At 71.2% G+C, this 21,057-nt stretch carries 18 protein-coding genes; 9 read left to right on the forward strand and 9 right to left on the reverse strand.

Annotation, left to right across the window (positions count from 1 at the left end; genetic code table 11):
* Positions 1-98: 98 nt before the first annotated feature.
* Positions 99-2,228, reverse strand: a complete 2,130-nt coding sequence (gene uvrB / locus ACYU8I_RS18075; protein ID WP_460843557.1) for an excinuclease ABC subunit UvrB — start codon at positions 2,226-2,228, stop codon at positions 99-101.
* Positions 2,229-2,409: 181 nt separating this feature from the next.
* Here uvrB and ACYU8I_RS18080 point away from each other — a divergent pair, with 181 nt between their 5' ends.
* Complete coding sequence (locus tag ACYU8I_RS18080; RefSeq protein WP_460843593.1) at positions 2,410-3,573, forward strand: phospholipase D-like domain-containing protein; 1,164 nt, start codon at positions 2,410-2,412, stop codon at positions 3,571-3,573.
* 30 nt (positions 3,574-3,603) lie between these two features.
* Here the strand turns inward: ACYU8I_RS18080 and ACYU8I_RS18085 are convergent, their stop codons facing one another.
* The gene (locus ACYU8I_RS18085) at positions 3,604-4,620 is read right to left on the reverse strand and encodes a type IV toxin-antitoxin system AbiEi family antitoxin domain-containing protein (protein ID WP_460843559.1); all 1,017 of its coding nucleotides are present in this window, start codon (positions 4,618-4,620) and stop codon (positions 3,604-3,606) included.
* 258 nt (positions 4,621-4,878) lie between these two features.
* Here ACYU8I_RS18085 and gabT point away from each other — a divergent pair, with 258 nt between their 5' ends.
* Together gabT and ACYU8I_RS18095 are read left to right on the forward strand one after the other, a co-directional pair.
* A complete protein-coding gene (gene gabT / locus ACYU8I_RS18090) occupies positions 4,879-6,243 on the forward strand; it encodes a 4-aminobutyrate--2-oxoglutarate transaminase (protein ID WP_460843562.1) in 1,365 nt (454 codons plus the stop codon).
* Positions 6,244-6,260: 17 nt separating this feature from the next.
* A complete protein-coding gene (locus tag ACYU8I_RS18095) occupies positions 6,261-6,668 on the forward strand; it encodes a VOC family protein (protein WP_460843564.1) in 408 nt (135 codons plus the stop codon).
* 1 nt (position 6,669) lies between these two features.
* Here the strand turns inward: ACYU8I_RS18095 and ACYU8I_RS18100 are convergent, their stop codons facing one another.
* Positions 6,670-7,596 carry a LysR family transcriptional regulator gene (locus tag ACYU8I_RS18100; RefSeq protein WP_460843566.1) on the reverse strand — a complete coding sequence of 309 codons (927 nt, stop codon included), beginning with the start codon at positions 7,594-7,596 and terminating at the stop codon, positions 6,670-6,672.
* Positions 7,597-7,748: 152 nt separating this feature from the next.
* On the opposite strand from ACYU8I_RS18100, the gene ACYU8I_RS18105 reads away from it, so the two are divergent.
* Positions 7,749-7,928, forward strand: coding sequence for a hypothetical protein (locus ACYU8I_RS18105; RefSeq protein ID WP_460843568.1), 180 nt, complete (start codon positions 7,749-7,751; stop codon positions 7,926-7,928).
* 4 nt (positions 7,929-7,932) lie between these two features.
* On the opposite strand, the gene ACYU8I_RS18110 is transcribed toward ACYU8I_RS18105, so the two are convergent.
* The 4 genes from ACYU8I_RS18110 to ACYU8I_RS18125 are packed head-to-tail and all read right to left on the reverse strand — an operon-like array spanning position 7,933 to position 12,841.
* A complete protein-coding gene (locus ACYU8I_RS18110; protein ID WP_460843570.1) occupies positions 7,933-8,700 on the reverse strand; it encodes an amino acid ABC transporter ATP-binding protein in 768 nt (255 codons plus the stop codon).
* Positions 8,697-10,172, reverse strand: coding sequence for an ABC transporter substrate-binding protein/permease (locus tag ACYU8I_RS18115; RefSeq protein ID WP_460843572.1), 1,476 nt, complete (start codon positions 10,170-10,172; stop codon positions 8,697-8,699). The genes ACYU8I_RS18110 and ACYU8I_RS18115 overlap by 4 nt, the downstream gene beginning before the upstream one ends.
* Positions 10,173-10,200: 28 nt before the next feature.
* Positions 10,201-11,406 (reverse strand): saccharopine dehydrogenase family protein, encoded by a 1,206-nt coding sequence (locus ACYU8I_RS18120; RefSeq protein WP_460843575.1) that lies wholly within the window; start codon positions 11,404-11,406, stop codon positions 10,201-10,203.
* A gap of 1 nt (position 11,407) precedes the next feature.
* Positions 11,408-12,841, reverse strand: coding sequence for an aminobutyraldehyde dehydrogenase (locus ACYU8I_RS18125; protein WP_460843577.1), 1,434 nt, complete (start codon positions 12,839-12,841; stop codon positions 11,408-11,410).
* A 186-nt stretch (positions 12,842-13,027) separates the two neighbouring features.
* Between ACYU8I_RS18125 and ACYU8I_RS18130 the strand changes: the two genes are divergently transcribed.
* The 4 genes from ACYU8I_RS18130 (at position 13,028) to ACYU8I_RS18145 (ending at position 17,161) form a co-directional block, all read left to right on the forward strand.
* Complete coding sequence (locus ACYU8I_RS18130) at positions 13,028-14,440, forward strand: aspartate aminotransferase family protein (protein WP_460843579.1); 1,413 nt, start codon at positions 13,028-13,030, stop codon at positions 14,438-14,440.
* Positions 14,441-14,586: 146 nt separating this feature from the next.
* Positions 14,587-16,779: a carbon starvation CstA family protein gene (locus ACYU8I_RS18135; RefSeq protein WP_460843581.1), complete on the forward strand. Its 2,193-nt coding sequence runs from the start codon at positions 14,587-14,589 to the stop codon at positions 16,777-16,779.
* Complete coding sequence (locus tag ACYU8I_RS18140) at positions 16,776-16,964, forward strand: YbdD/YjiX family protein (RefSeq protein ID WP_460843583.1); 189 nt, start codon at positions 16,776-16,778, stop codon at positions 16,962-16,964. The genes ACYU8I_RS18135 and ACYU8I_RS18140 overlap by 4 nt, the downstream gene beginning before the upstream one ends.
* Before the next feature lie 47 nt (positions 16,965-17,011).
* Positions 17,012-17,161 carry a hypothetical protein gene (locus ACYU8I_RS18145; protein WP_460843585.1) on the forward strand — a complete coding sequence of 50 codons (150 nt, stop codon included), beginning with the start codon at positions 17,012-17,014 and terminating at the stop codon, positions 17,159-17,161.
* Positions 17,162-17,164: 3 nt separating this feature from the next.
* Here ACYU8I_RS18145 and ACYU8I_RS18150 read toward each other — a convergent pair whose 3' ends face one another.
* Positions 17,165-17,650 (reverse strand): hypothetical protein, encoded by a 486-nt coding sequence (locus tag ACYU8I_RS18150; protein WP_460843587.1) that lies wholly within the window; start codon positions 17,648-17,650, stop codon positions 17,165-17,167.
* Between the two features lie 609 nt (positions 17,651-18,259).
* Here ACYU8I_RS18150 and ACYU8I_RS18155 point away from each other — a divergent pair.
* Complete coding sequence (locus tag ACYU8I_RS18155; protein ID WP_460843589.1) at positions 18,260-19,669, forward strand: HNH endonuclease signature motif containing protein; 1,410 nt, start codon at positions 18,260-18,262, stop codon at positions 19,667-19,669.
* 21 nt (positions 19,670-19,690) lie between these two features.
* Here the strand turns inward: ACYU8I_RS18155 and ACYU8I_RS18160 are convergent, their stop codons facing one another.
* Positions 19,691-20,941 (reverse strand): hypothetical protein, encoded by a 1,251-nt coding sequence (locus tag ACYU8I_RS18160; RefSeq protein ID WP_460843591.1) that lies wholly within the window; start codon positions 20,939-20,941, stop codon positions 19,691-19,693.
* Between the last annotated feature and the right edge of the window lie 116 nt (positions 20,942-21,057).

A 21,057-nucleotide genomic window follows, 5' to 3' on the forward strand; every position in this document is an offset into this window, starting at 1 on the left:
GCCGACTGGGTCCACTTCTACAATCACCACCGACCCCACACCGGCATCGGAGGCCTCGCCCCAGCCGACCGCGTTCACAACGTCACGAGGAACTACACCTAGCGGGTCGCCTCCAGCATCTGGCGCAGCTCCTTCTTCAGCTCCGAGATCTCGTCGCGCAGCCGCGCGGCGACCTCGAACTGAAGCTCGGCCGCGGCCGTGTGCATCTGCTCGGTCAGCTGCTGGACCAGGTCGGCGAGGTCGCCGGCCGGCATCATCTCGGCGTCGGGGAGCTTCTGCTTGGTCTCCCCAGCCAGCTTCGACAACCCGGGCACCGGTGCCTTGCGCGACTTGTCGCCGCGGGCGCCGGTGCCCTGCCACGTCTTGAGCAGCTCCTGGGTGGTCTCGTCCTCGCGGGCGAGCATCTCGGTGATGTCGGCGATCTTCTTGCGGAGCGGCTGCGGGTCGATGCCGCGCTCGGTGTTGTAGGCGATCTGCTTGGCACGGCGGCGGTTGGTCTCGTCGATCGCGAGCTCCATCGACGGCGTCTGCCGGTCGGCGTACATCACGACCTGGCCCGAGACGTTGCGCGCGGCGCGCCCGATGGTCTGGATGAGCGACTTGTCGGAGCGCAGGAAGCCCTCCTTGTCGGCGTCGAGGATCGCGACCAGCGACACCTCCGGCAGGTCGAGGCCCTCGCGCAGCAGGTTGATGCCGACGAGCACGTCGTAGAGGCCGAGGCGCAGGTCGCGCAGCAGCTCGATGCGCTTGAGCGTGTCGACCTCGGAGTGCAGGTAGCGGCACCGCACGCCGTTGTCGAGCAGGTAGTCGGTGAGGTCCTCGGACATCTTCTTGGTCAGCGTCGTGACCAGGACGCGCTCGTTCTTCTCGACCCGCTGCGCGATCTCGCCGAGCAGGTCGTCGATCTGACCCTTGGTGGGCTTGACGATGACCTCGGGGTCGACCAGGCCGGTCGGGCGGATGATCTGCTCGACGACGTTGTCGGGGCCGCCGCCCTTGGCCAGCTCGTAGTCGCCCGGCGTGGCCGAGAGGTAGATGGTCTGACCGATGCGGTCGAGGAACTCCTCCCAGCGCAGCGGCCGGTTGTCCATCGCGCTGGGCAGCCGGAAGCCGTGGTCGACGAGGTTGCGCTTGCGCGACATGTCGCCCTCGTACATGCCGCCGATCTGCGGCACCGCGACGTGCGACTCGTCGACCACGAGCACGAAGTCCTCGGGGAAGTAGTCGAGCAGGGTGTTGGGCGCTGAGCCCCGGGAGCGGCCGTCCATGTGCATCGAGTAGTTCTCGATGCCCGAGCACGAGCCGACCTGGCGCATCATCTCGATGTCGTAGGTGGTGCGCATGCGCAGCCGCTGCGCCTCCAGCAGCTTGCCCTGCTTCTCGAAGAAGGCGAGCTGCTCCTCCAGCTCCTTCTCGATGCCGGCGATCGCGCGCTCCATGCGCGCCGGGCCGGCGACGTAGTGGGTCGCCGGGAAGACGTAGATCTCCTGGTCCTCGGTGAGGATCTCGCCGGTGACGGCGTGCAGCGTCTGCAGCCGCTCGATCTCGTCGCCGAAGAACTCCACGCGCACCGCGTGCTCCTCGTAGACCGGGAAGATCTCGAGGGTGTCGCCGCGCACCCGGAAGGTGCCGCGGGTGAAGGACAGGTCGTTGCGCGTGTACTGGATCTCGACCAGCCGGCGCAGCACGGCGTCGCGGTCCATCTCCGCGCCCACCTTGAGCCGCACCATGCGGTCGACGTACTCCTGCGGCGTGCCGAGGCCGTAGATGCACGACACCGTCGAGACCACGATGACGTCGCGCCGCGTGAGCAGGCTGTTGGTCGCGGAGTGGCGCAGCCGCTCGACCTCCTCGTTGATGGAGGAGTCCTTCTCGATGTAGGTGTCGGTCTGGGGGACGTAGGCCTCGGGCTGGTAGTAGTCGTAGTAGGAGACGAAGTACTCGACCGCGTTGTCGGGGAAGAGCTGGCGCAGCTCGTTGGCGAACTGCGCGGCGAGCGTCTTGTTGGGCTGCATCACGAGGATCGGGCGCTGCACCTGCTCGGCCACCCACGCCACCGTCGCGGTCTTGCCGGTGCCGGTCGCTCCCAGCAGCACGACGTCCTGCGCGCCGCCGTTGACGCGCCGCGTGATCTCCTCGATCGCGGCGGGCTGGTCGCCCGAGGGCTGGAACTCCGACTGCACGTCGAAGGGGGCCACACGGCGCTCGAGATCGGTCACGGGACGCATGCGTCGAGCGTACGGCGGCCCTCCGACAACACGTCCCGGAGACCGAGGCACGAGTCCCTGCGAGACTGCAGCCGTGCAACGACCCCACGCGCCGCTGATCAACATGAAGCACCCGCTGGTGTGGTGGCTCAAGCGGTTCTTCGGGGTGACCTTCGGCGTCCCGGTGCTCGTCGCGGTCGCGATGAGCCTGGTCGACTCCTACCGCCGGCGCGGCAAGAAGCCGAAGCCGTTCCCGACCCGCACCGCCGCCGACACCCCCGTCGGCGAGGGCACGGTGACGACCTACACCTACGGCCAGGACCTGTACGACGACATGCTGGCGGCCATCCGCGGGGCGAAGCGGCAGGTGCTGCTCGAGACCTACATCTGGAAGGGCGACGCCGTCGGCCAGGCCTTCAAGCGGGCGCTGGTCGAGGCCGCCGACCGCGGCGTCGAGGTGCGGGTCATCTACGACTCCTTCGCCAACCTCGTGGTGAGCCCGCGCTTCAAGCACTTCCCGCCGCAGGTCAAGGTGCTGGCCTACCCCGTCTACAGCGCCGGCCTGCGCTTCTTCGACCTCAGCCGCTACGGCCGCGACCACCGCAAGATCCTCGTCGTCGACGACGACGTGGCCTTCGTCGGCGGCTACAACATCGGTTCGGCCTACGCGACCGAGTGGCGCGACACCCACTGCCGCATCACCGGCCCCGGGGTCGGCGACCTGACCCGCGCGTTCGCCGACTTCTGGAACCAGCACCGCGAGAAGCGGTTCCGCCGCGACGAGCAGCCGATGCTGGTCTCGACGCCCCCGTCGTGGGAGCCCGCGATCCGGGTGCACCGCAACCTGCCGCGGCTGTGGATGTTCCCGATCCGCGCGATGTACCTCGAGGCCATCAACCGCGCCCAGAAGAACGTGTGGATGACCCACGCCTACTTCATCCCCGACGAGAACTTCGTCGAGTCGCTCGTGCACGCCGCCCGTCGTGGGGTCGACGTACGGCTGCTGCTGCCGGCGAAGTCCAACCACATCGTCGCCGACTGGATCAGCCGAGGCTACTTCCGCCGGATGCTGCAGGCCGGCATCAAGATCCACCGCTTCCGCGACGCGATGGTGCATGCCAAGACCGCCACCATCGACGGCAGCTGGACCACGATCGGCACCGCGAACGTCGACCGGCTCTCGATGAGCGGCAACTACGAGATCAACGTCGAGATCATCGACGAGTCGCTCGCCGCCGAGATGGAGCGGATCTTCGCCACCGACCTCACCAACTCCCTCGAGCTGACCCTCGACGAGTGGGGGGCCCGCGACGTCTACTCCCGCTTCACCGAGGCCATCCTCGTCCCCCTGCGTCCCCTGCTCTGACGGCTGCCCTGGATCACTGCTCCGCAGGTCTCACGCACCAGGTACGAGCGATCCGCGGACGAGCGCCCCGACCGGGCACGATGGTCCGCACCCGTGTGGCACGAAGGCGACCCCGCGGTGCCAGAGGAACCGCGTCACGCCGACCGCCGTCGCACAGGGCCGGCCGAAGACCTGCCCGAACCCGAGCCTGACCGTCGTCCCCCCGTCGGCCGCCACGTCGAGGTCCCGGTCGAGGTCGTCGTCTCGCGTGCCGAAGCGGTCGTGCAGCCGGCCGTCGAGCTCGACGTACGCGCTCCGCCCGTAGACGGCGTCACGGTAGACGCGACCCGCTCGTCCTGCCTCGGGCCGCTGGCGCTCGGCGCGGGGCAACCCGTGCGGCCGCTCAACCAGGGTCAGCTGCCCGTGCTCCAGGGCCGAGCACGTGCCGGCCGCGACGTCCCGGAGCACCGCCTCGATCCAGGGTCGGTCGGAGGCTCGGGGTCGACGGTCCAGGGCGTCCGACAACCGCTCGGCAGTGGTGAGGCGGGACCCGACGGCGGAGGCCAACGCGCCCACGGCATCGAGCCGGTCCCGCGCGCCCTGGGCGACGTCGAGCACCGCCTCCTCCAGACGCTGTCGCGGGGGCCCGAGGTGCCACAGGACGACCTCGTCGAGCCGACTCAGGTGGCGCACCACCACGCCTGGCAGCGGCGCCGGAACGGCGCGCCGCCCGCCGATGCCGACGTGCACGACCCGGTCGGCGGGCGGGTCGAGGTTGCGCGCGAGGTCGATGGCGGACCCGCCCACGACCGCCGCAGGACCGAGCGCCAGCACCGCACCCCAGGCGCGCTGGCGCCAGCTGGGGGGCCCGGTGTGGTCGACGAGGACACCCCGGTGGAGCGGTGCGAGAGCACGCCGACGCACGAGCCGCTCGAGGTCGTGCGGCTGCAGACCGGCTCGGAGGGCCTGCCGCCTCGTGACCACGCCGTCCTGCCGGGCCAGCTCGTGGCGCACGGCGCGGAGCACCTCCTCCTCCTCGGGACGGCGGGCGGGCTGACGGGCTGGCACGGAGCCAGCCTCTGCTCCACGTGGGCCACGCGGGGCGACGTCCACGGATCTGTGGACAACCTCGCGTCGTCCCGGCCCGTCCGCGGATCCCACGCACCAGGTACGAGCGATCCGCGGCCCGGAGTCCCCCGCGAGGCAGGATGGCCGGGTGGCCGCGGCGGTGCGGGCGGAGGTCGAGTCCCCTTGTCGCGCCCTGCCCGCCGCGGATAACGTCGCAGAGGAGCCTCCGCTCCACCGGATCGATCGTCGGAGAGAGTCATGACCGCTGAAGCCGTCCGTCACACCGCCCAGCAGGGTGGGCCGCAGCTGCCGCAGGAGCGGCGCCTGGTCACCGAGGTCCCCGGCCCGCGCTCGCGCGAGCTGCAGGAGCGCCGGCTCAGGGCGGTGGCGGGCGGCGTCGGCAGCGTCCTGCCCGTGTACGTCGTCGCGGCCGGCGGCGGGGTCGTGGTCGACGTCGACGGCAACTCGCTGATCGACCTGGCCAGCGGCATCGCCGTCACCAGCGTCGGCAACAGCGCGCCCGCGGTCGTCGAGCGGGTCACCGAGCAGGTGGCGGCGTTCACGCACACCTGCTTCATGGTGGCGCCGTACGAGGGCTACGTGGAGGTCTGCGAGAAGCTGGCCGCCCTGACCCCGGGCGACCACGCGAAGAAGGCGGCGCTGTTCAACTCCGGCGCCGAGGCGGTCGAGAACGCGGTCAAGGTCGCCCGGCACGCCACCGGCCGCACGGCGGTCGGCGTGGTCGACCACGCCTACCACGGCCGCACCAACCTCACGATGGCGATGACGGCCAAGAACATGCCGTACAAGGACGGGTTCGGGCCGTTCGCCGCCGAGGTCTACCGCGCCCCGATGTCCTACCCCTTCCGCGAGCCCGTCGAGATCACCGGCGAGCAGGCGGCCCACCGCACCATCGACACCTTCGAGAAGCAGGTCGGAGCCGACAACCTCGCCTGCGTGGTCGTCGAGCCCGTGCTGGGCGAGGGCGGCTTCGTGGTGCCGGCCCCGGGCTACCTGCCCACGCTGACCGCGTGGTGCCGCGAGCACGGCATCGTCTTCGTCGCCGACGAGATCCAGTCGGGCATGTGCCGCACCGGCGCGTGGTTCGCCTGCGAGCACGAGGGCGTCGTGCCCGACCTCGTCACCGTCGCCAAGGGCGTCGCCGGCGGCATGCCGCTGGCCGCGGTCGTGGGTCGCGCCGAGCTGATGGACGCCGTGCACGGCGGCGGCCTCGGCGGCACGTACGGCGGCAACCCGGTCGCCTGCGCCGCCGCCCTGGGCGCCATCGAGACGATGGAGCAGCTCGACCTGAACGCCGCGGCGCGCCACGTCGAGCGGCTCATGACCGACCGGCTCACGGCCCTCGCCGACACGTTCCCGGCCATCGGCGAGGTCCGCGGTCGCGGGGCGATGCTGGCGGTCGAGGTCGTCGAGCCCGGCACCACGACCCCGGCGCCCGCCGTCGCGGCCGCGATCAGCAAGGGCTGCCACGAGCGGGGCGTGCTCACGCTGACCTGCGGCACCTACGGCAACGTGCTGCGGTTCCTGCCGCCGCTCGTGATGCCCGACCACCTGCTCCACGAGGCGCTCGACGTCATCGAGGAGGTCGCGCTCGCGCTGTGAGCGGGTAAGACGCAGGCATGAGCGACCACCCCCGCATCGCCCAGACCGTCATCGACGCCGAGGACGTCCGCGCGGTGGCGGAGTTCTACCGCGAGCTCTTCGGGTTGCAGTACCGCCCCGGCGACGAGCCGGGCGACGGCCCCGACGACCTCGAGTGGCTGGTGCTGCGCGACCCGGCGGGCGGCCACCAGCTCGCCTTCCAGCAGGTCGAGCGGCTGGTGCCGACGACCTGGCCGGAGGACGACGTGCCGATGCAGCTGCACCTCGACTGCACCGTGCCCGACGTCGAGGCGCTCGAGCGGCACCGGGCCCGCGCCGATGAGCTGGGCGGACGGCTGCTGCTCGACCGCAGCGACGACCCCGACGAGCCGCTCTACGTCGTCGCCGACCCCGCCGGCCACCCGCTCTGCCTGTTCGTGGGCTGACTCACCGCGGGCGCACCGGCTCGGCGAGAGCCTGGATCCGCGTCGTGGCGAGCTCGATCATCAGCCGGGCCGCGGGCGAGAGGGTGGCGTCGCGGCGGTGCACGATGGCGAGCACGTCGTACTGCGCCGGTCGCAGCGACACCCAGCCGGCGTCGGGCGCGAGGCGCGGAAGCAGCTGCTCGGCGGCGCCCTTGGTGATGATCGAGTCGGCCAGGCCCATGCCGACCAGCTCCACCGCGGTCTCGACGTCCTCGACCTCGATGCGGGTCTGCGGGTTGCGGCCGGTCCCGTGCAGCCACTGCCGCAGGATCACGCGGATCGAGTCGACAGCACGGAAGCTCGTCTCGGGCATCACCAGCGTCGCCTCCGCCAGCCGCTTGGGCGTCACGGGCGAGCGCAGCCGCGCCGGGTCGTTGCTGATGTAGACGATCTCGTCGCGCGCGATCGGCGTGACGTCGAGCCCCTCGCTCTCGACCTGCGGCACCGCGATCAGCGCCGCCTCGAGCCGCCCGCGGCGCAGGTCGTCGGTGACCTCCGTGCTGTTGGTGCCGATCAGCTCCACGCGCACGCCGGGGTGCCGACGCAGCACGTCGGCGACCAGGTCGGCGCCGGCGTACAGGCGCGAGATGCCGAACATGCCGAACCGGATCGTGCCCGTCTCGAGCCGCACGTGGCTGGCCACCGCCGCCTGCGCCTCGTCGGCCGCTGCCAGGGTGCGCTCGGCGTGGGAGCGGAAGCTGTCGGCGACCGTGGTCGCGACGACTCCCCGCCCGACCCGGCGGAAGAGGCTGGCGCCGAGCGTCTGCTCGAGGTTGCGGATCTGCTCGGAGACCGACGGCTGCGCGTAGCCGAGCCGCTCGGCGGCCGCGGTCAGCGACCCCTCCTCGTAGGTCGCGAGGAAGCAGCGCATCTGGTGCAGCGTGAGCACCCTCACACCCCTCTCAGGTCACCTCGGCGGCGACCTGCAGGTATAGGCATCGCCTGCAGGTCGTGACGGAAAGAGAGGGTACCGCTATCACCCCGCGACAGGCACCATCGGATCGTCAGCCCGTCACCGAGCAGAGATCCGGGAGGTCCACCATGTTCGCCGCCACCTGCACCGCTTGCGAGCGTCGTCAGCTCTTCACCACCAGCCGCGTCAACGCCGTCGTCAACACCGACCACGGCATCGAGGTGCACTTCTCCTGCTGGTGCGGCGCCGACCAGGTCATGCTGACCGGTCGCAAGGCGCCCGCCGCGATCGCCGTCCTGGCCGCCTGACGCGTCAGCCCGGGTCGAGCACCCGGGCCAGGAACTGCCGGGTCCGTTCCTGCTGCGGGTCGTGCAGCACGCTCGCGCCGCCGCGCTCCGCGACCACGCCGCCGTCGAGGAAGAGCACCTGGTCGGCCACGTCGCGTGCGAAGCGCACCTCGTGCGTGACCACGACCATCGTGCGCCCGGCTGCGGCGAGGTCGCGGACCACCGCGAGCACCTCCCCCACCAGCTCGGGGTCGAGGGCCGAGGTCGGCTCGTCGAGCAGCACCACGTCGGGACGCAGCGCCAGCGCCCGGGCGATGCCCACGCGCTGCTGCTGACCGCCCGACAGCTGGGCGGGCCGGGCGTCGGCGCGGTCGGCCAGGCCCACCTGCTCCAGCAGCGTGCGGGCGTCGGCCTCCGCCTCCCCCGCGTCGCGCCCCTGCACGTGCACCGGGCCCTCGAGCAGGTTCTCCAGCACGCTCTTGTGCGGGAACAGGTGGTGGGCCTGGAAGACCATGCCGCTGCGCGCCCGCAACGCCGCCAGCGTCGTACGCCGCTCCTGGCGCCGGGTCGGCAGCGCGCCGAAGTCGACCGCGGCGTCGCCGATGCGCACCACGCCCGACTCCGGCGTCTCGAGCGCGTCGAGCGAGCGCAGCAGCGTCGACTTGCCCGAGCCCGACGGGCCGAGCACCACGGTCGCGGTGCCCTCGTCGGCCGTGAACGAGACGCCGCGCAGCACGGGGGTGCCGTCGTACGACTTGTGGAGGTCGGTGACCTCGATCAGGGGCCGGCTCACGTCGCGAACGCCTCCAGTCGTGCCTCGACCCGCTCCTGCACCTGCGAGACGACGAAGCAGATCACCCAGTAGTAGGCCGCGGCCAGCACGTAGAGGGCGAGGTACTCGGTGGTCGCGCCGGCCTCGACCGTGGCGACCCGCAGCAGGTCGGTCAGCGTGACGATGGAGACCAGCGAGGTGTCCTTGACCAGCGAGAGCAGGGTGTTGCCGAGCGGCGGGACGGCGATGCGTGAGGCCTGCGGCAGGATGACGCGCCGCATCGACTGCGCGAAGCCCATCCCGATGGCGGTGGCCGCCTCGTACTGCCCGCGCGGCACCGACAGGATCGCGCCGCGCACGACCTCGGCGGCGTACCCGCCCACGTTGAGGCTCAGCGCCAGCCACGCCACGAGGAAGCTCGGCAGCGTCACGCCCAGCTGGGGCAGGCCGAAGAAGAAGATGAACAGCTGCACCAGCAGCGGCGTGCCGCGGATGATCGAGATGTAGAACCGGGCCGGGCCCTGCAGCAGCGGGTTGGACGACATCCGCGCCAGCGCGACCAGCACGGCGATGGCGAGGCCGGTCGCAAAGGACACCGCCGTCAGGGGCAACGTGACCTTGAGCGCCGCCCACAGCATCGGGCCCGCGGTGTCGCGCACGACCTGCCACGTGCTCCGGGTGTCGCCCCGGTCGACGCTGACGTCGCCACCGTCCTCGACCGAGACGTCGGCGTCGAACCACTTCTCGGAGATCTCGCGCAGCGTGCCGTCGTCGCGCAGCCGGTCGAGCGCGGCATCGGCCTCGTCGCGCAGCTCGGGGCTGTCCTGGCGGAAGGCGAGCGCCTGCTCGCTGCCCTCGCCCGCGTCGCCCGACACCTGGATCTGGTCGGAGCCGGTGGTCGCGAGGTAGTCGAGCACCGCGATGTTGTCGTTGACGATGGCGTCGACCCGCCCCTGCACGAGCAGCTCGGCCGCCTGCGCGAAGCCCTCGACCGTCTCGACGCGGGCGCCGGCGTCGCGGGCGATGGTGGCCCAGTTGCTCGTCGACGACTGCGCCGTCGTCTTCCCGCGAAGGTCCTCGAGCGAGGCGATGTCGTCGGTGCCGGCCCGCGTCACGATCACGCCGCGGGAGTAGGTGTACGGCTCGGAGAACAGGTAGCGCGCCTCGCGCTCGGGGTTGACCGAGATCTGGTTGGCGATGACGTCGATGCGGTCGGCGTCGAGGCTCGGGAAGATCGCGTCGAACTGCGCCTGGCGGAACTCCAGCCGCCAGCCCGCCTCCTTCGCCACCGCCTCGATGACGTCGACGTCGTAGCCGGTCAGCTCGCCCGAGCGCGGGTCCTCGTAGGTGAAGGGCGGGTAGGTGCCCTCGGTGCCGACCCGCACCACCCGCGCCTCGCCGTCCGGCCCGTCACCCGAGGCGGCGTACGCCGCGGGCGCGAGCAGCCCGACCAACGCCCAGGCGGCGAGGAGGAGCGGCAGGAGGCGGCGCACGGCAGGTCAGTTCCCCCGCGGACCCCGATCAGTCGTCGCGCTGGCCCCAGGGGGCGCCGTACTCGGTGAGCAGGTCGAGGAAGGGGACGGCGTCGAAGGCCTCGGGGCCGAGCACGCCGACGCCCGACCACGCGCCGCGGGCGAGCAGCTCGAGGGCGACGACGGGGTTGACCGCGGTCTGCCAGACCACGCACTGGTGGCCGTACTCGCGCATCGACCACTCGTTGTCGACGACGTGGTAGAGGTACGTCGACCTCGGCTCGCCGTCGGTGCCACGACCGGTGACCCACAGGCCGGCGCAGGTCTTGCCGGTCATCGACTCGCCGAGGGTCGCGGGGTCGGGCAGGCAGGCGGCCACGACGTCGCGGGGGCTGACCTCGACGCCGCCGACGCGGACCTTCTCTGTCGAGTCGAGCCCGAGCTTGTGCAGCGTCTTGAGCACCTCGATGAACTCGTTGCCGAGGCCGTACTTGAAGGTGGCGCGCTCGGCCTCGACCCAGCGAGGCATCAGGAGCACCTCCTCGTGCTCGACGTTGACGCACTCGACGGGGCCGATGCCCTCGGGGAAGTCGAAGACCTCGGGCTCGCTGAAGGGCGGGGTGGTGAACCAGCCGCGGTCCTTCTCCCACACCACGGGCGGGTTGAGGCACTCCTCGATGGTGGTCCAGATCGAGAAGCTCGGCGCGAAGTCGTGGCCTGCGACCTCGAGGTTGGCCCCGTCGCGGGTGCCGAGCTCGTCGATCTCGGAGAACAGGTGGTCGGCGGCGTAGCGGGCGAAGACATCGGAGAGGCCGGGCTCGACCCCGATGCCGACGAGCGCGAGCCGGCCGTCGCGCTCCCACTGGTCCGCGACCGCGAACTGCTCGTCGCCGAGCTTGATGCCGCACTCCTCGTGGGGGCGCTCGGGGTGGGGCTTCGACAGGCTCATCGCCATGTCGAGGTAGTCGGCACCGGCGGCGTGGGCGCCCTCGAAGACCGGCATCACGAAGCGCGGGTCGACCGCGTTCATCACGTGGGTGGCGCCGTGCTCACGCACCAGGTCGGCCACCGAGGCGGCGTCGGAGGCGTCGACCCGGGCGGCGACGAAGCGGTCGTCGTCGAGCGCGGCGACCGCCTTCTCGGCCCGGGCGACGTCGTGGTCGGCCACCACGCAGGCCTCGAAGAAGTCGCGTCTCGCGGCGATGGCGGTGAACGCGGCTCCGACGCCGCCGGCACCGATCAGCAGGATCCTCATCTCACTCCCCCAGCGCCGACATGACGTGCTTGATGCGGGTGTAGTCCTCGAAGCCGTACATGGAGAGGTCCTTGCCGTAGCCGGAGTGCTTGAAGCCGCCGTGCGGCATCTCGCTGACGAACGGGATGTGGGTGTTGATCCACACCGCCCCGAAGTCGAGGCGGCGCGAGACCCGCAGCGCGCGGGCGTGGTCGGTCGTCCAGACCGAGGAGGCCAGGCCGTACTTCACGTCGTTGGCGTGGGCCAGGGCCTCGGCCTCGTCGGTGAACCGCTGCACCGTCATCACGGGCCCGAAGATCTCGGTCTGCACCTGCTCGTCGCCCTGCTCGAGCCCGGCGAGCACCGTCGGGTCGTAGAAGTAGCCGCGGTCGCCGTGGCGGGTGCCGCCGGTGACGACCCGGGCGTGGTCGGGGAGCCGGTCGACCATGCCGGAGACGTGGGCGAGCTGGTTCTCGTTGTTCAGCGGGCCGTAGTAGGTGCCCTCGGCGAGCGGGTCTCCCGTCGGCATGCCCTGCGCCGCCTCGGCGAGGGCCGCGACGAACTCGTCGTGGATGCCGGCCTGCACCAGCACCCGGGTGGCGGCGGTGCAGTCCTGGCCGGCGTTGAACAGGCCCGCGCCGGCGATGCCCTCCGCGGCCGCGGCGACGTCGGCGTCGTCGAAGACCACGACCGGGGCCTTGCCCCCCAGCTCGAGGTGCACCCGCTTGAGGTCGCGCGAGGCCGCCTCGGCCACCTGCATGCCGGCGCGCACCGAGCCGGTGATGGCGACCATCTGGGGCGTCGGGTGCTCCACCAGCCCCCGACCGGTCTCGCGGTCGCCGCACACGACGTTGAGCACGCCGGGCGGCAGGTGCTCCTGGGCGATCTCGGCCAGCAGCGTCGACGACGCGGGGGTGGTGTCCGAGGGCTTCAGCACCACGGTGTTGCCCGCGGCCAGCGCCGGGGCGACCTTCCAGATCATCATGAGCAGCGGGTAGTTCCACGGCGTCACCTGCCCGACGACGCCGATCGGCTCCCGGCGCACCCACGAGGTGTGACCGGCCATGTACTCGCCCGCTGACGCGCCGTTGAGGATCCGTGCCGCGCCGGCGAAGTAGGCGACGTGGTCGGAGGCGTAGGGCATCTCCTCCTCCATCGTCAGCTGGCGCGGCTTGCCGGTGTCGCGGCACTCCACCTCGTTGATCTCCTCGATCCGCTCCTCGATCGAGCGCGCCAGCCCGAGCAGCGCCTTCGAGCGGTCCTGCGGAGTGGCCCAGCCCCACCCCTCGAACGCCGCCTCGGCAGCGGCGTACGCCCGGTCGAGGTCCTCGGGGCCGGACATCGGGGCGGTCGCGTAGACCTCGCCGGTGGTGGGGTCGACGACGTCGTAGGTCTCGCCGGAGGCGGCGTCGACGAGCTCGCCGCCGACGACGTTGCGGAAGTGGGTGTCGGGCATGCGCAGGAGCGTAGTGAGATCGCAACGGATTCGGTAGGTGCAAGCGGCGTAAGACGAGCGAAACCGTCGCCTCGGTGCGTCCAGGCCTCCGGATCGCTTGCCAGGCGTGACACAGGGGCGGCAGACTGGCAGTACCTGTGCGAGCGCTCCCCCGCGTTCCTCCGACCCCGTGCCGAGGTGCCTGCGATGACCGTCTCCCCCGCCGACCAGCCCGCCGCCGAGGCGGCCGACACCGCCGCGTCGCGGGCCCGTCAGCAGGCCGCGCGCGACCACCTCTGGATGCACTTCACCCGTCACTCGACCTACGACACCCACCCGGTGCCGACGGTCGTGCGCGGCGACGGCGTGCACGTGTGGGACGAGGCCGGCAACCGCTACCTCGACGGCCTCGCGGGACTGTTCGTGGTGCAGGCCGGCCACGGCCGCACCGAGCTGGCCGAGGCCGCGGCCAAGCAGGCCGCCGAGCTCGCCTTCTTCCCGCTGTGGTCCTACGCCCACCCGACCGCCATCGACCTCGCGGCACGGCTGGCCGACTACGCCCCGGGCGACCTCGACAAGGTCTTCTTCACCACCGGCGGCGGCGAGGCCGTCGAGTCGGCCTGGAAGCTCGCCAAGCAGTACTTCAAGCTGACCGGAAAGCCCACCAAGCACAAGGTCATCAGCCGCGCCATCGCCTACCACGGCACCCCGCAGGGCGCGCTGTCGATCACCGGCCTGCCGGGCATGAAGGCGCCGTTCGAGCCGCTCGTGCCCTCGACCTTCCGGGTGCCCAACACGAACTTCTACCGCGCCTCGGTGCACACCGACGACGAGCACGCCTTCGGCCAGTGGGCCGCCGACCGCATCGCGGAGGCCATCGAGTTCGAGGGCCCCGACACCGTCGCGGCCGTCTTCCTCGAGCCCGTGCAGAACTCCGGCGGGTGCTTCCCACCGCCGCCCGGCTACTTCCAGCGGGTGCGCGAGATCTGCGACGAGTACGACGTGCTGCTCGTCTCCGACGAGGTCATCTGCGCCTTCGGCCGGCTCGGCACGATGTTCGCCGCCGAGCGCTACGGCTACCAGCCCGACATCATCACCTGCGCCAAGGGCCTCACCTCGGGCTACTCGCCGCTGGGCGCGATGATCGCCACCGACCGCCTCTTCGAGCCGTTCTCGAAGGGGCAGGAGATGTTCGCCCACGGCTACACCTTCGGCGGGCACCCCGTGAGCACCGCCGTGGCGATGGCCAACCTCGACATCTTCGAGCGCGAGCAGCTCAACGAGCACGTCCGCGACACCGAGGGCGACTTCCGCGCCACGCTCGAGAAGCTGGAGGACCTGCCGATCGTCGGTGACGTGCGCGGCGACGGCTTCTTCTACGGCATCGAGCTGGTCAAGGACAAGGCGACCAAGGAGACCTTCGACGCCGACGAGTCCGAGCGACTGCTGCGGGGCTTCCTGTCGGGCGCGCTGTTCGAGGCCGGCCTCTACTGCCGCGCCGACGACCGCGGCGACCCGGTCATCCAGCTCGCTCCCCCGCTGGTCGCCGACCAAGGCACCTTCGACTCCATCGAGTCGATCCTGCGGGGCGTGCTGACCGAGGCCTGGGCGCGGCTCTAGGGACCGCTGCAAGGGCGTCGGGCCGGTCACGAAGCCGCAACGATCGCGGCGTACGGGAGCTCCTGCGGCTCCGCGGAGCGGTGACGGCCGTCACCCCCGGTAACGTGACGCGCGCCCAGCAGCACTCGGACCCGCGGGAGGCCCCCATGTCCACGTCCACCTCGACGCGTCCCCCGGGGCCCGCCCCCGAGGGGCGCACGAAGATGTCACCGGTCCAGATGGCCGTCTGGGCGCTGGTCGCCGTGGTCGGCGCCGTCTGCTGGGCGGTGCTGGCGCTGGTCCGGGGCGAGGACGTCTCGGCGCTGTGGATCCTCTTCGCCGCGCTGGCGTCGTACGCCATCGCGTACCGGTTCTACTCCAGGTTCATCGCCCGCCGGGTGCTGCGGCTCGACGACCGGCGCGCGACGCCGGCGGAGCGGCTCGAGAACGGCACCGACTTCGAGATGACCGACCGGCGGGTGCTCTACGGCCACCACTTCGCCGCCATCGCCGGCGCCGGCCCGCTCGTGGGGCCGGTGCTCGCCGCGCAGATGGGCTACCTGCCCGGCACGATCTGGATCATCGTCGGCGTCATCTTCGCCGGCTGCGTGCAGGACATGGTCACGATGTTCTTCTCGATGCGTCGTGACGCCAAGAGCCTCGGGCAGATGATCCGCGAGGAGATCGGCGTCGTCGGCGGCGTCGCGGCGCTGATCGCCGTCTTCGCCATCATGATCATCCTGCTGGCGGTGCTGGCGCTGGTCGTCGTGAACGCGATGGCCGAGTCGCCGTGGGCGGTCACCTCGATCGGCCTGACCATCCCGATCGCGCTGTTCATGGGCTTCTACCTGCGCTTCATCCGTCCGGGCCGCGTCATGGAGGTCACCGCGGTCGGCGTCGTGCTGCTGCTCGCCGCGATCATCGTGGGCGGCGCCGTCGACGGCTCGGCGCTGGGCGAGACGCTGACCCTATCGAAGGAGACGCTGACGCTGCTGCTGGTGGCGTACGGCTTCGTCGCCTCGATCCTGCCGGTCTGGATGCTGCTGACCCCGCGCGACTACCTCTCCACCTTCATGAAGGTCGGCGTCATCGTGCTGCTGGCCGTCGGCATGATCCTGGCCCGCCCGGTGCTGCAGACCGACGCCGTGACGTCGTTCGCGATCGAGGGCAACGGCCCCGTCTTCGCCGGCCAGCTCTTCCCGTTCCTCTTCATCACCATCGCCTGCGGTGCGCTCTCGGGCTTCCACGCGCTGATCTCGTCGGGCACGACGCCCAAGATGCTGGCCAAGGAGAGCCACGTCCGGATGGTCGGCTACGGCGGCATGCTGATGGAGTCGTTCGTCGCGATCTCCGCGCTGATCGCCGCGTGCGTCATCGACCAGGGCCTCTACTTCGCGATGAACGCGCCCGCCGGCCTGACCGGCGGCACCGTCGAGGGGGCCGCCGACTTCGTCGGCACGCTCGGCTACACCATCACCCCCGACCAGCTGACGGCCTTCTCCGCCAGCGTGGAGGAGGAGCTGGTCTCGCGCACGGGTGGCGCCCCCACCCTCGCCTTCGGCATCAGCCAGATCTTCTCCGAGGCCTTCGGCGGTGGCCTGGCGGCGTTCTGGTACCACTTCGCGATCATGTTCGAGGCGCTGTTCATCCTCACCGCCGTCGACGCCGGCACCCGCGTGGGCCGCTTCATGCTGCAGGACACCATCGGCAACGTGTGGCCCAAGTTCGGCGACACCTCGTGGCGTCCCGCCGCCTGGGTGGCCTCCGCGGTCACCGTCGGCGCCTGGGGCTACATGCTGTACGTCGGCGTGACCGACCCGCTGGGTGGCATCAACCAGCTCTTCCCGCTGTTCGGCATCGCCAACCAGCTGCTTGCCGCGATCGCGCTGACGCTGTGCGTGACGCTGTTCTGCAAGCACGGCTGGTGGAAGTTCGTCTGGGTGCCCGCCGTGCCGCTGGCCTGGGACCTCGTCGTCACCATGACCGCGAGCTACCAGAAGGTGTTCAGCTCGAACCCGGCCATCGGCTACTTCTCCCAGGCCGACCGCTACCGCCAGGCCCGCGACGCCGGTGACGTGCTCGCCCCCGCGACCGACCTCGACCAGATGAGCACCGTGGTCACCAACTCCACCGTCAACGGCGTGCTGCAGGCGAGCTTCGCCGTGCTGGTCATCGTCATCGTCGCCAACGCGGCCGTCATCTGGGTCAAGGCCGCGCGGGCCGGCTCGCTGCCGACCACCGAGGTCGAGGCGACGCCGTCCGAGATCGTCGCCCCCGCCGACTTCTTCGCCACCAAGGAGGAGAAGCAGGCCGTGGCCGACTGGGAGGCCTCCCGCGGGGAGCCGGTGGGCCGGTCGTGACCGACGTGCTCACCCGCGCGTGGTCAGGGGTGCGGTGGTACGCCCGGCAGCTCTCGGGCGAGGCGAAGTGGGACGACTACCTCGCCCGCTGCGAGCGCGACGGCGTCGAGCCGATGACGCGGCGCGCCTTCGAGCGGCACCGTGACGACCACCGGGAGCGAGGCACGCAAGGGCGTTGCTGCTGACGCGCTAGGCTGATCAATGTCTACTGACTTGATCGGAGTCGTGTCTAATGCCTACTGTCCCCCGCACCGCCCGCCACCAGCCGCTCCGTGACCGCGACCTCACCCCGATGCAGCGCTTCCTCGACGCCCCCGACGTGTACGCCGGCACCACCTGGGTCGGCCCCACCCTGCTGGAGGCGACGCTGCAGTCGGCGTGAGCTTCAGTCCTTGACCAGCGAGAGCCCGGCGGAGGACGACGGGCGCGCCCGGGGTCGCTTGCTGTCCCAGCACAGCTGCAGTACCTCGTCAGCCCGGCCGCTCAGATGCGGCCCGACGGCCCAGTAGCGGCAGAAGGGGTGCCGATCACGGATCCCGGCGAGGAACTCGTCGTCGTCGGGCCAGTGCGCCGCAGCGGCGGCCTCGAAGACAGGGCGCAGGTCGGCGTTGCCGGCACCAGTCAGCTCCGCCGCGCGGTTGTTGGTCGGACCCTCCCCGTTGCCGAACCGGTCGGCTTGGGCCCGCGTCAGCGGCACGACGTAGCGGCCGCTCGCCTCGCTGTCGCGCACCTGGCGGGCAAGGTCGTCGCGGAGGTCGACGTCGTTGCTCCGGTCCCAGACGACGAACCCGGCGACCACCACGACGAGCACGAGCACGCGGGGCGCGCCGTCGGTGCGGAACCGCTCGACGACCCGCCTGCCCCACCCCATGCCGGGAGGGTGCCACACCGTCCACGACACTGGCCGGCATGATCCGCAACGTGGTGGTCGGGGTCGTCCGCGAGGGCGTGCCGAGCGAGCAGGTGAAGGAAGCGCTGCAGGCGCTGCGCGACCTCGAGGATGGACGGCCGCAGTGTCGGCGTCGTGGCCGGCCAGGACCTCGGCCTGCGGGAGGGCAACGCGTCGTACGCCCTGACCGTCGACTTCCCGGACGAGGACGCCTACCGCCGCTACGACCAACCGCATCCGCCGCGAGCTCTTCGCCCCCATCTCCGGCCGAGATCCGCCGCATCCAGTTCCGCCTCTCCGACTGACCCTCTCCACCGGCGGCCACTGAGGCCCCGGCACGTGCGGCCAGGAGCTCGTCGTCCGGTGGTCGAGGAGGTAACTCTGCGACCGTCACGAGGCCCCCGGGCCCGAACTCCGCACGCGGGGCCCAGGGCCACCGCTGGTCGAGGTGCGACGAGCGCCAGCGAGGAGCCTCGCGACCCCCGCATCCGACCGCCCCGCTCAGCCACCGACGTCCAACGGCCACGCGCGATAGGTCCACATGCTGTCGCACATATGTTCGAATGCAGCAAGGCTGGTTTAGAATGGCTCATGGCCCGCACCCCCAACGACACCCCCACCACCATGGGGTCCGTCGCGGGCACGGGCGAGTCGTGCGACGACGTCCCTCGTCATCCCGTCGCCGAGTTCACCACCCGCCTGCGACACCGCCTCGACCAGCTGACCGCACCCACCGCACGCCCTGTGTGGGCGATGCGGACCGAGGAGTTGGCCGGCGCCCTGCTCGACCTCGCCACCGCCCAGGCCCAGCTCGACGCTCTGCGGCTGAGCGTGCTGGCCGAGGCCGAGCGCAACGGCTCGGTCCTGGCTCCGGGCGACCGGACGATCGCGGACTGGTACGCCCGGGAGACCCGCACGCGCCGCAACCTCGCCCGCGCCGACCTGAGGCTCGCCCGGGCCACCGACGACGCCATGCCGGCGCTGGCTGCGGGAATGGCGTCGGGGGTGGTGTCGCTCGACCAGGCGCGCGCGATCAAGCGCTCGGTCGACTTGCTGCCCACCTCGGGTGAGTTCGCGGTCGACGGCGACCAACGTGATGCCGCCGAGGCCCACCTCGTCGCCCTCGCGGCCCACCACGACTCCGCCGACCTCGACCACCTTGGCCGACGCATGTACGCCGTCATCGCCCCCGAGGCAGCCGATGCCTACGAAGGACGCCTCCTCGAAGCCGAGGAAGCCCGAGCTGCCCGCAAGACCGTCCTCGAGACCTGGACCGACCACCAGGGCCTCACCCACGGCCGGTTCCGCATCCCCCGGCTGCACGGCGCGATGCTGAAGAAGGCCCTCGACGCCATCATGTCCCCGCTCCGAGACACGACGTCGTCGCTCGAGCCCGGCAACTCGTCGATTGGTCCCGCCTTGTCGTCGTCGGTCGAGCCTGTCGAGACCCCTGTCGGGACCACTGACCCGCACGACACCCGCCCGATCACGGTGCGCCGCGGCGAGGCGTTCTGCGAGCTCCTCGAACGCCTCTCCGCCCGCGACCTGCCCGTCACCGCCGGCGGCGACGCCACCATCGTCGTCACCCTGCGCCACGACGACCTCGTGGCCGACCTCGACACCGCCGGGGTCGCGACCCTCGACACCGGCCACCGCATCTCCGCAGCCCAAGCCCGCCGCCTGGCCTGTCGCCACCAGCTCCTGCCTGCCGTCCTCGACGGCGCCAGCCGGGTCCTCGACCTCGGCCGAGCACGACGACTCCACACCAAGGCACAACGGCTCGCGCTGAGCATCGGGCAGGGCGGCTGCACCGCCGAGCACTGCGACGTCCCAGCCGCCAAGTGCCACGCCCACCACGACACCCCCTGGAGCGAAGGCGGCGACACCTCGCTCGCCAACGGCCGCCTGCTCTGCGGACCCCACCACCGCCGCGTCCACGACCCCGCCTACCACCACGAACGCCTCCCCGACGGCACCCTCCGATTCCACCGACGGCCCTAACCAGAAGCTGAACCGCCTCGGTCAGGCGTCTCGTGGCCCTGGCGCGTCGTACACCTTCATGACCTCGTCGCCGTAGTCGTTGATGACCTTCACGGCGATGCGTCCCGTCGATGGCGGAGCGGACGGCCGGGAGACCGTGGAGTAGAGGCTGGCCCACGCGTCGGCGTCGATCTCTGCCTTGAGCGCAGTCTTGAGCCGCTTGTACGGGTCACCGCCTCCGGTGAAGTAGCAGTGCCGGACGAAGAAGCTCTCGCCGTCGTAGTCGGTGTCGACCATCCACAACGCAATCCGTCCGGTGTCGTTGCTGCGCACCTCCCCAGTGGTGGGGTCGTAGACGTCGACGCCGTTCAGCTCGACCTCGAGCATGCCGTCGCCGGCTGCACGTACGTCGATGTCGGGCTCCCCGAAGACGGTGAAGAGGTTGCCGGCCCCCGTCTTCTTCAGGTCCTCCCCCATCAGCAAGTCGACGTTCATCCGCACGAAGAGCAGCTTGATGCGTCCGAACGAACGCTCCGCAGCGACCGATGCGAAGCCGTCGCTGGACGTGTCCACCGTGACGCCGTCGGACTCCGTGACGTCGGAGGTGGATGCGTCGAAGGCGAAACCGAGCAGGCAGAGCAGGTCGATGTCGCCCGCCTGGATTGCCTCGCGCACCGCAGCCTTGGCGTAGGACTGGCTGACCGTGCCGTACTGCGGGCCGATCGCGATGCCGACACGTGTCTCGGCGCCGTCCGGTGCGGTCGAGTTGCCGACCGCCTGGATGTAGACCCCGGGGTGCGGGTCGACGGAGTCGAACTCGATGCGCTCGGACTTACGGCCATTCTGGACCCCGGCCCGCTGGAGGTTCTGCAGGATCGACTGCTCGAAGTTCGGCCCGTCGGGTTGCTCGGCGCCCGCCTTCTCGGTCGCCGACTCCTGGTCGTCAGGGCCACCGGCGAAGGCCAGGCTGCGGTGCGGGCTCAGGCTCTCGACCGTGAACGGGCCCGCCACTCGGACGACGGACTTGTCCTCGTAGGGCTTGTCGTAGAGCAGCTCGAACTCGGCGTGCCGCTTGATCGCCGCGTCGATCTCCGCGCGACTCATGCCTTCTACGATGTCGGGGTTGTTGGCGATCGACTTCAGGGTGACGTGCTGGACCCGCTCGTGGACGAAGCCGCGCCGGATGTCTTCACCAGTCGGCGCCGGCGGCATCGGCGAGCCGCTCGCCTTCGCCTCCGCCTGACGCCCCTTCGCCGAGTCGGCGAGCAGGTAGTACGGGAACTTCGCCCCCATCAGCCGCTGGCGCGCGAGGGCTAGCTGTAGTTCCCCGGCAGGTTGTGAACGCCGAGGCGTAGACGAATAGCGAGGACCTTCGGTACGGAGGGGTTACCACACCAACCTCCGACCGA

The organism is Nocardioides marmoraquaticus (genome assembly GCF_054777915.1).

What these genes read in the sequence shown, in the direction of transcription:
- uvrB (WP_460843557.1), bottom strand. Translation starts at nt 2,228, where the DNA reads ATGCGTCCCGTGACCGATCTCGAGCGCCGTGTGGCCCCCTTCGACGTG.
- ACYU8I_RS18095 (WP_460843564.1), top strand. Translation starts at nt 6,261, where the DNA reads ATGAGCGACCACCCCCGCATCGCCCAGACCGTCATCGACGCCGAGGAC.
- ACYU8I_RS18135 (WP_460843581.1), top strand. Translation starts at nt 14,587, where the DNA reads ATGTCCACGTCCACCTCGACGCGTCCCCCGGGGCCCGCCCCCGAGGGG.
- ACYU8I_RS18160 (WP_460843591.1), bottom strand. Translation starts at nt 20,941, where the DNA reads ATGGGGGCGAAGTTCCCGTACTACCTGCTCGCCGACTCGGCGAAGGGG.
- ACYU8I_RS18130 (WP_460843579.1), top strand. Translation starts at nt 13,028, where the DNA reads ATGACCGTCTCCCCCGCCGACCAGCCCGCCGCCGAGGCGGCCGACACC.
- ACYU8I_RS18155 (WP_460843589.1), top strand. Translation starts at nt 18,260, where the DNA reads ATGGCCCGCACCCCCAACGACACCCCCACCACCATGGGGTCCGTCGCG.
- ACYU8I_RS18125 (WP_460843577.1), bottom strand. Translation starts at nt 12,841, where the DNA reads ATGCCCGACACCCACTTCCGCAACGTCGTCGGCGGCGAGCTCGTCGAC.
- ACYU8I_RS18120 (WP_460843575.1), bottom strand. Translation starts at nt 11,406, where the DNA reads ATGAGGATCCTGCTGATCGGTGCCGGCGGCGTCGGAGCCGCGTTCACC.
- ACYU8I_RS18145 (WP_460843585.1), top strand. Translation starts at nt 17,012, where the DNA reads ATGCCTACTGTCCCCCGCACCGCCCGCCACCAGCCGCTCCGTGACCGC.
- ACYU8I_RS18150 (WP_460843587.1), bottom strand. Translation starts at nt 17,650, where the DNA reads ATGGGGTGGGGCAGGCGGGTCGTCGAGCGGTTCCGCACCGACGGCGCG.
- ACYU8I_RS18080 (WP_460843593.1), top strand. Translation starts at nt 2,410, where the DNA reads ATGAGCCTGGTCGACTCCTACCGCCGGCGCGGCAAGAAGCCGAAGCCG.
- gabT (WP_460843562.1), top strand. Translation starts at nt 4,879, where the DNA reads ATGACCGCTGAAGCCGTCCGTCACACCGCCCAGCAGGGTGGGCCGCAG.
- ACYU8I_RS18105 (WP_460843568.1), top strand. Translation starts at nt 7,749, where the DNA reads ATGTTCGCCGCCACCTGCACCGCTTGCGAGCGTCGTCAGCTCTTCACC.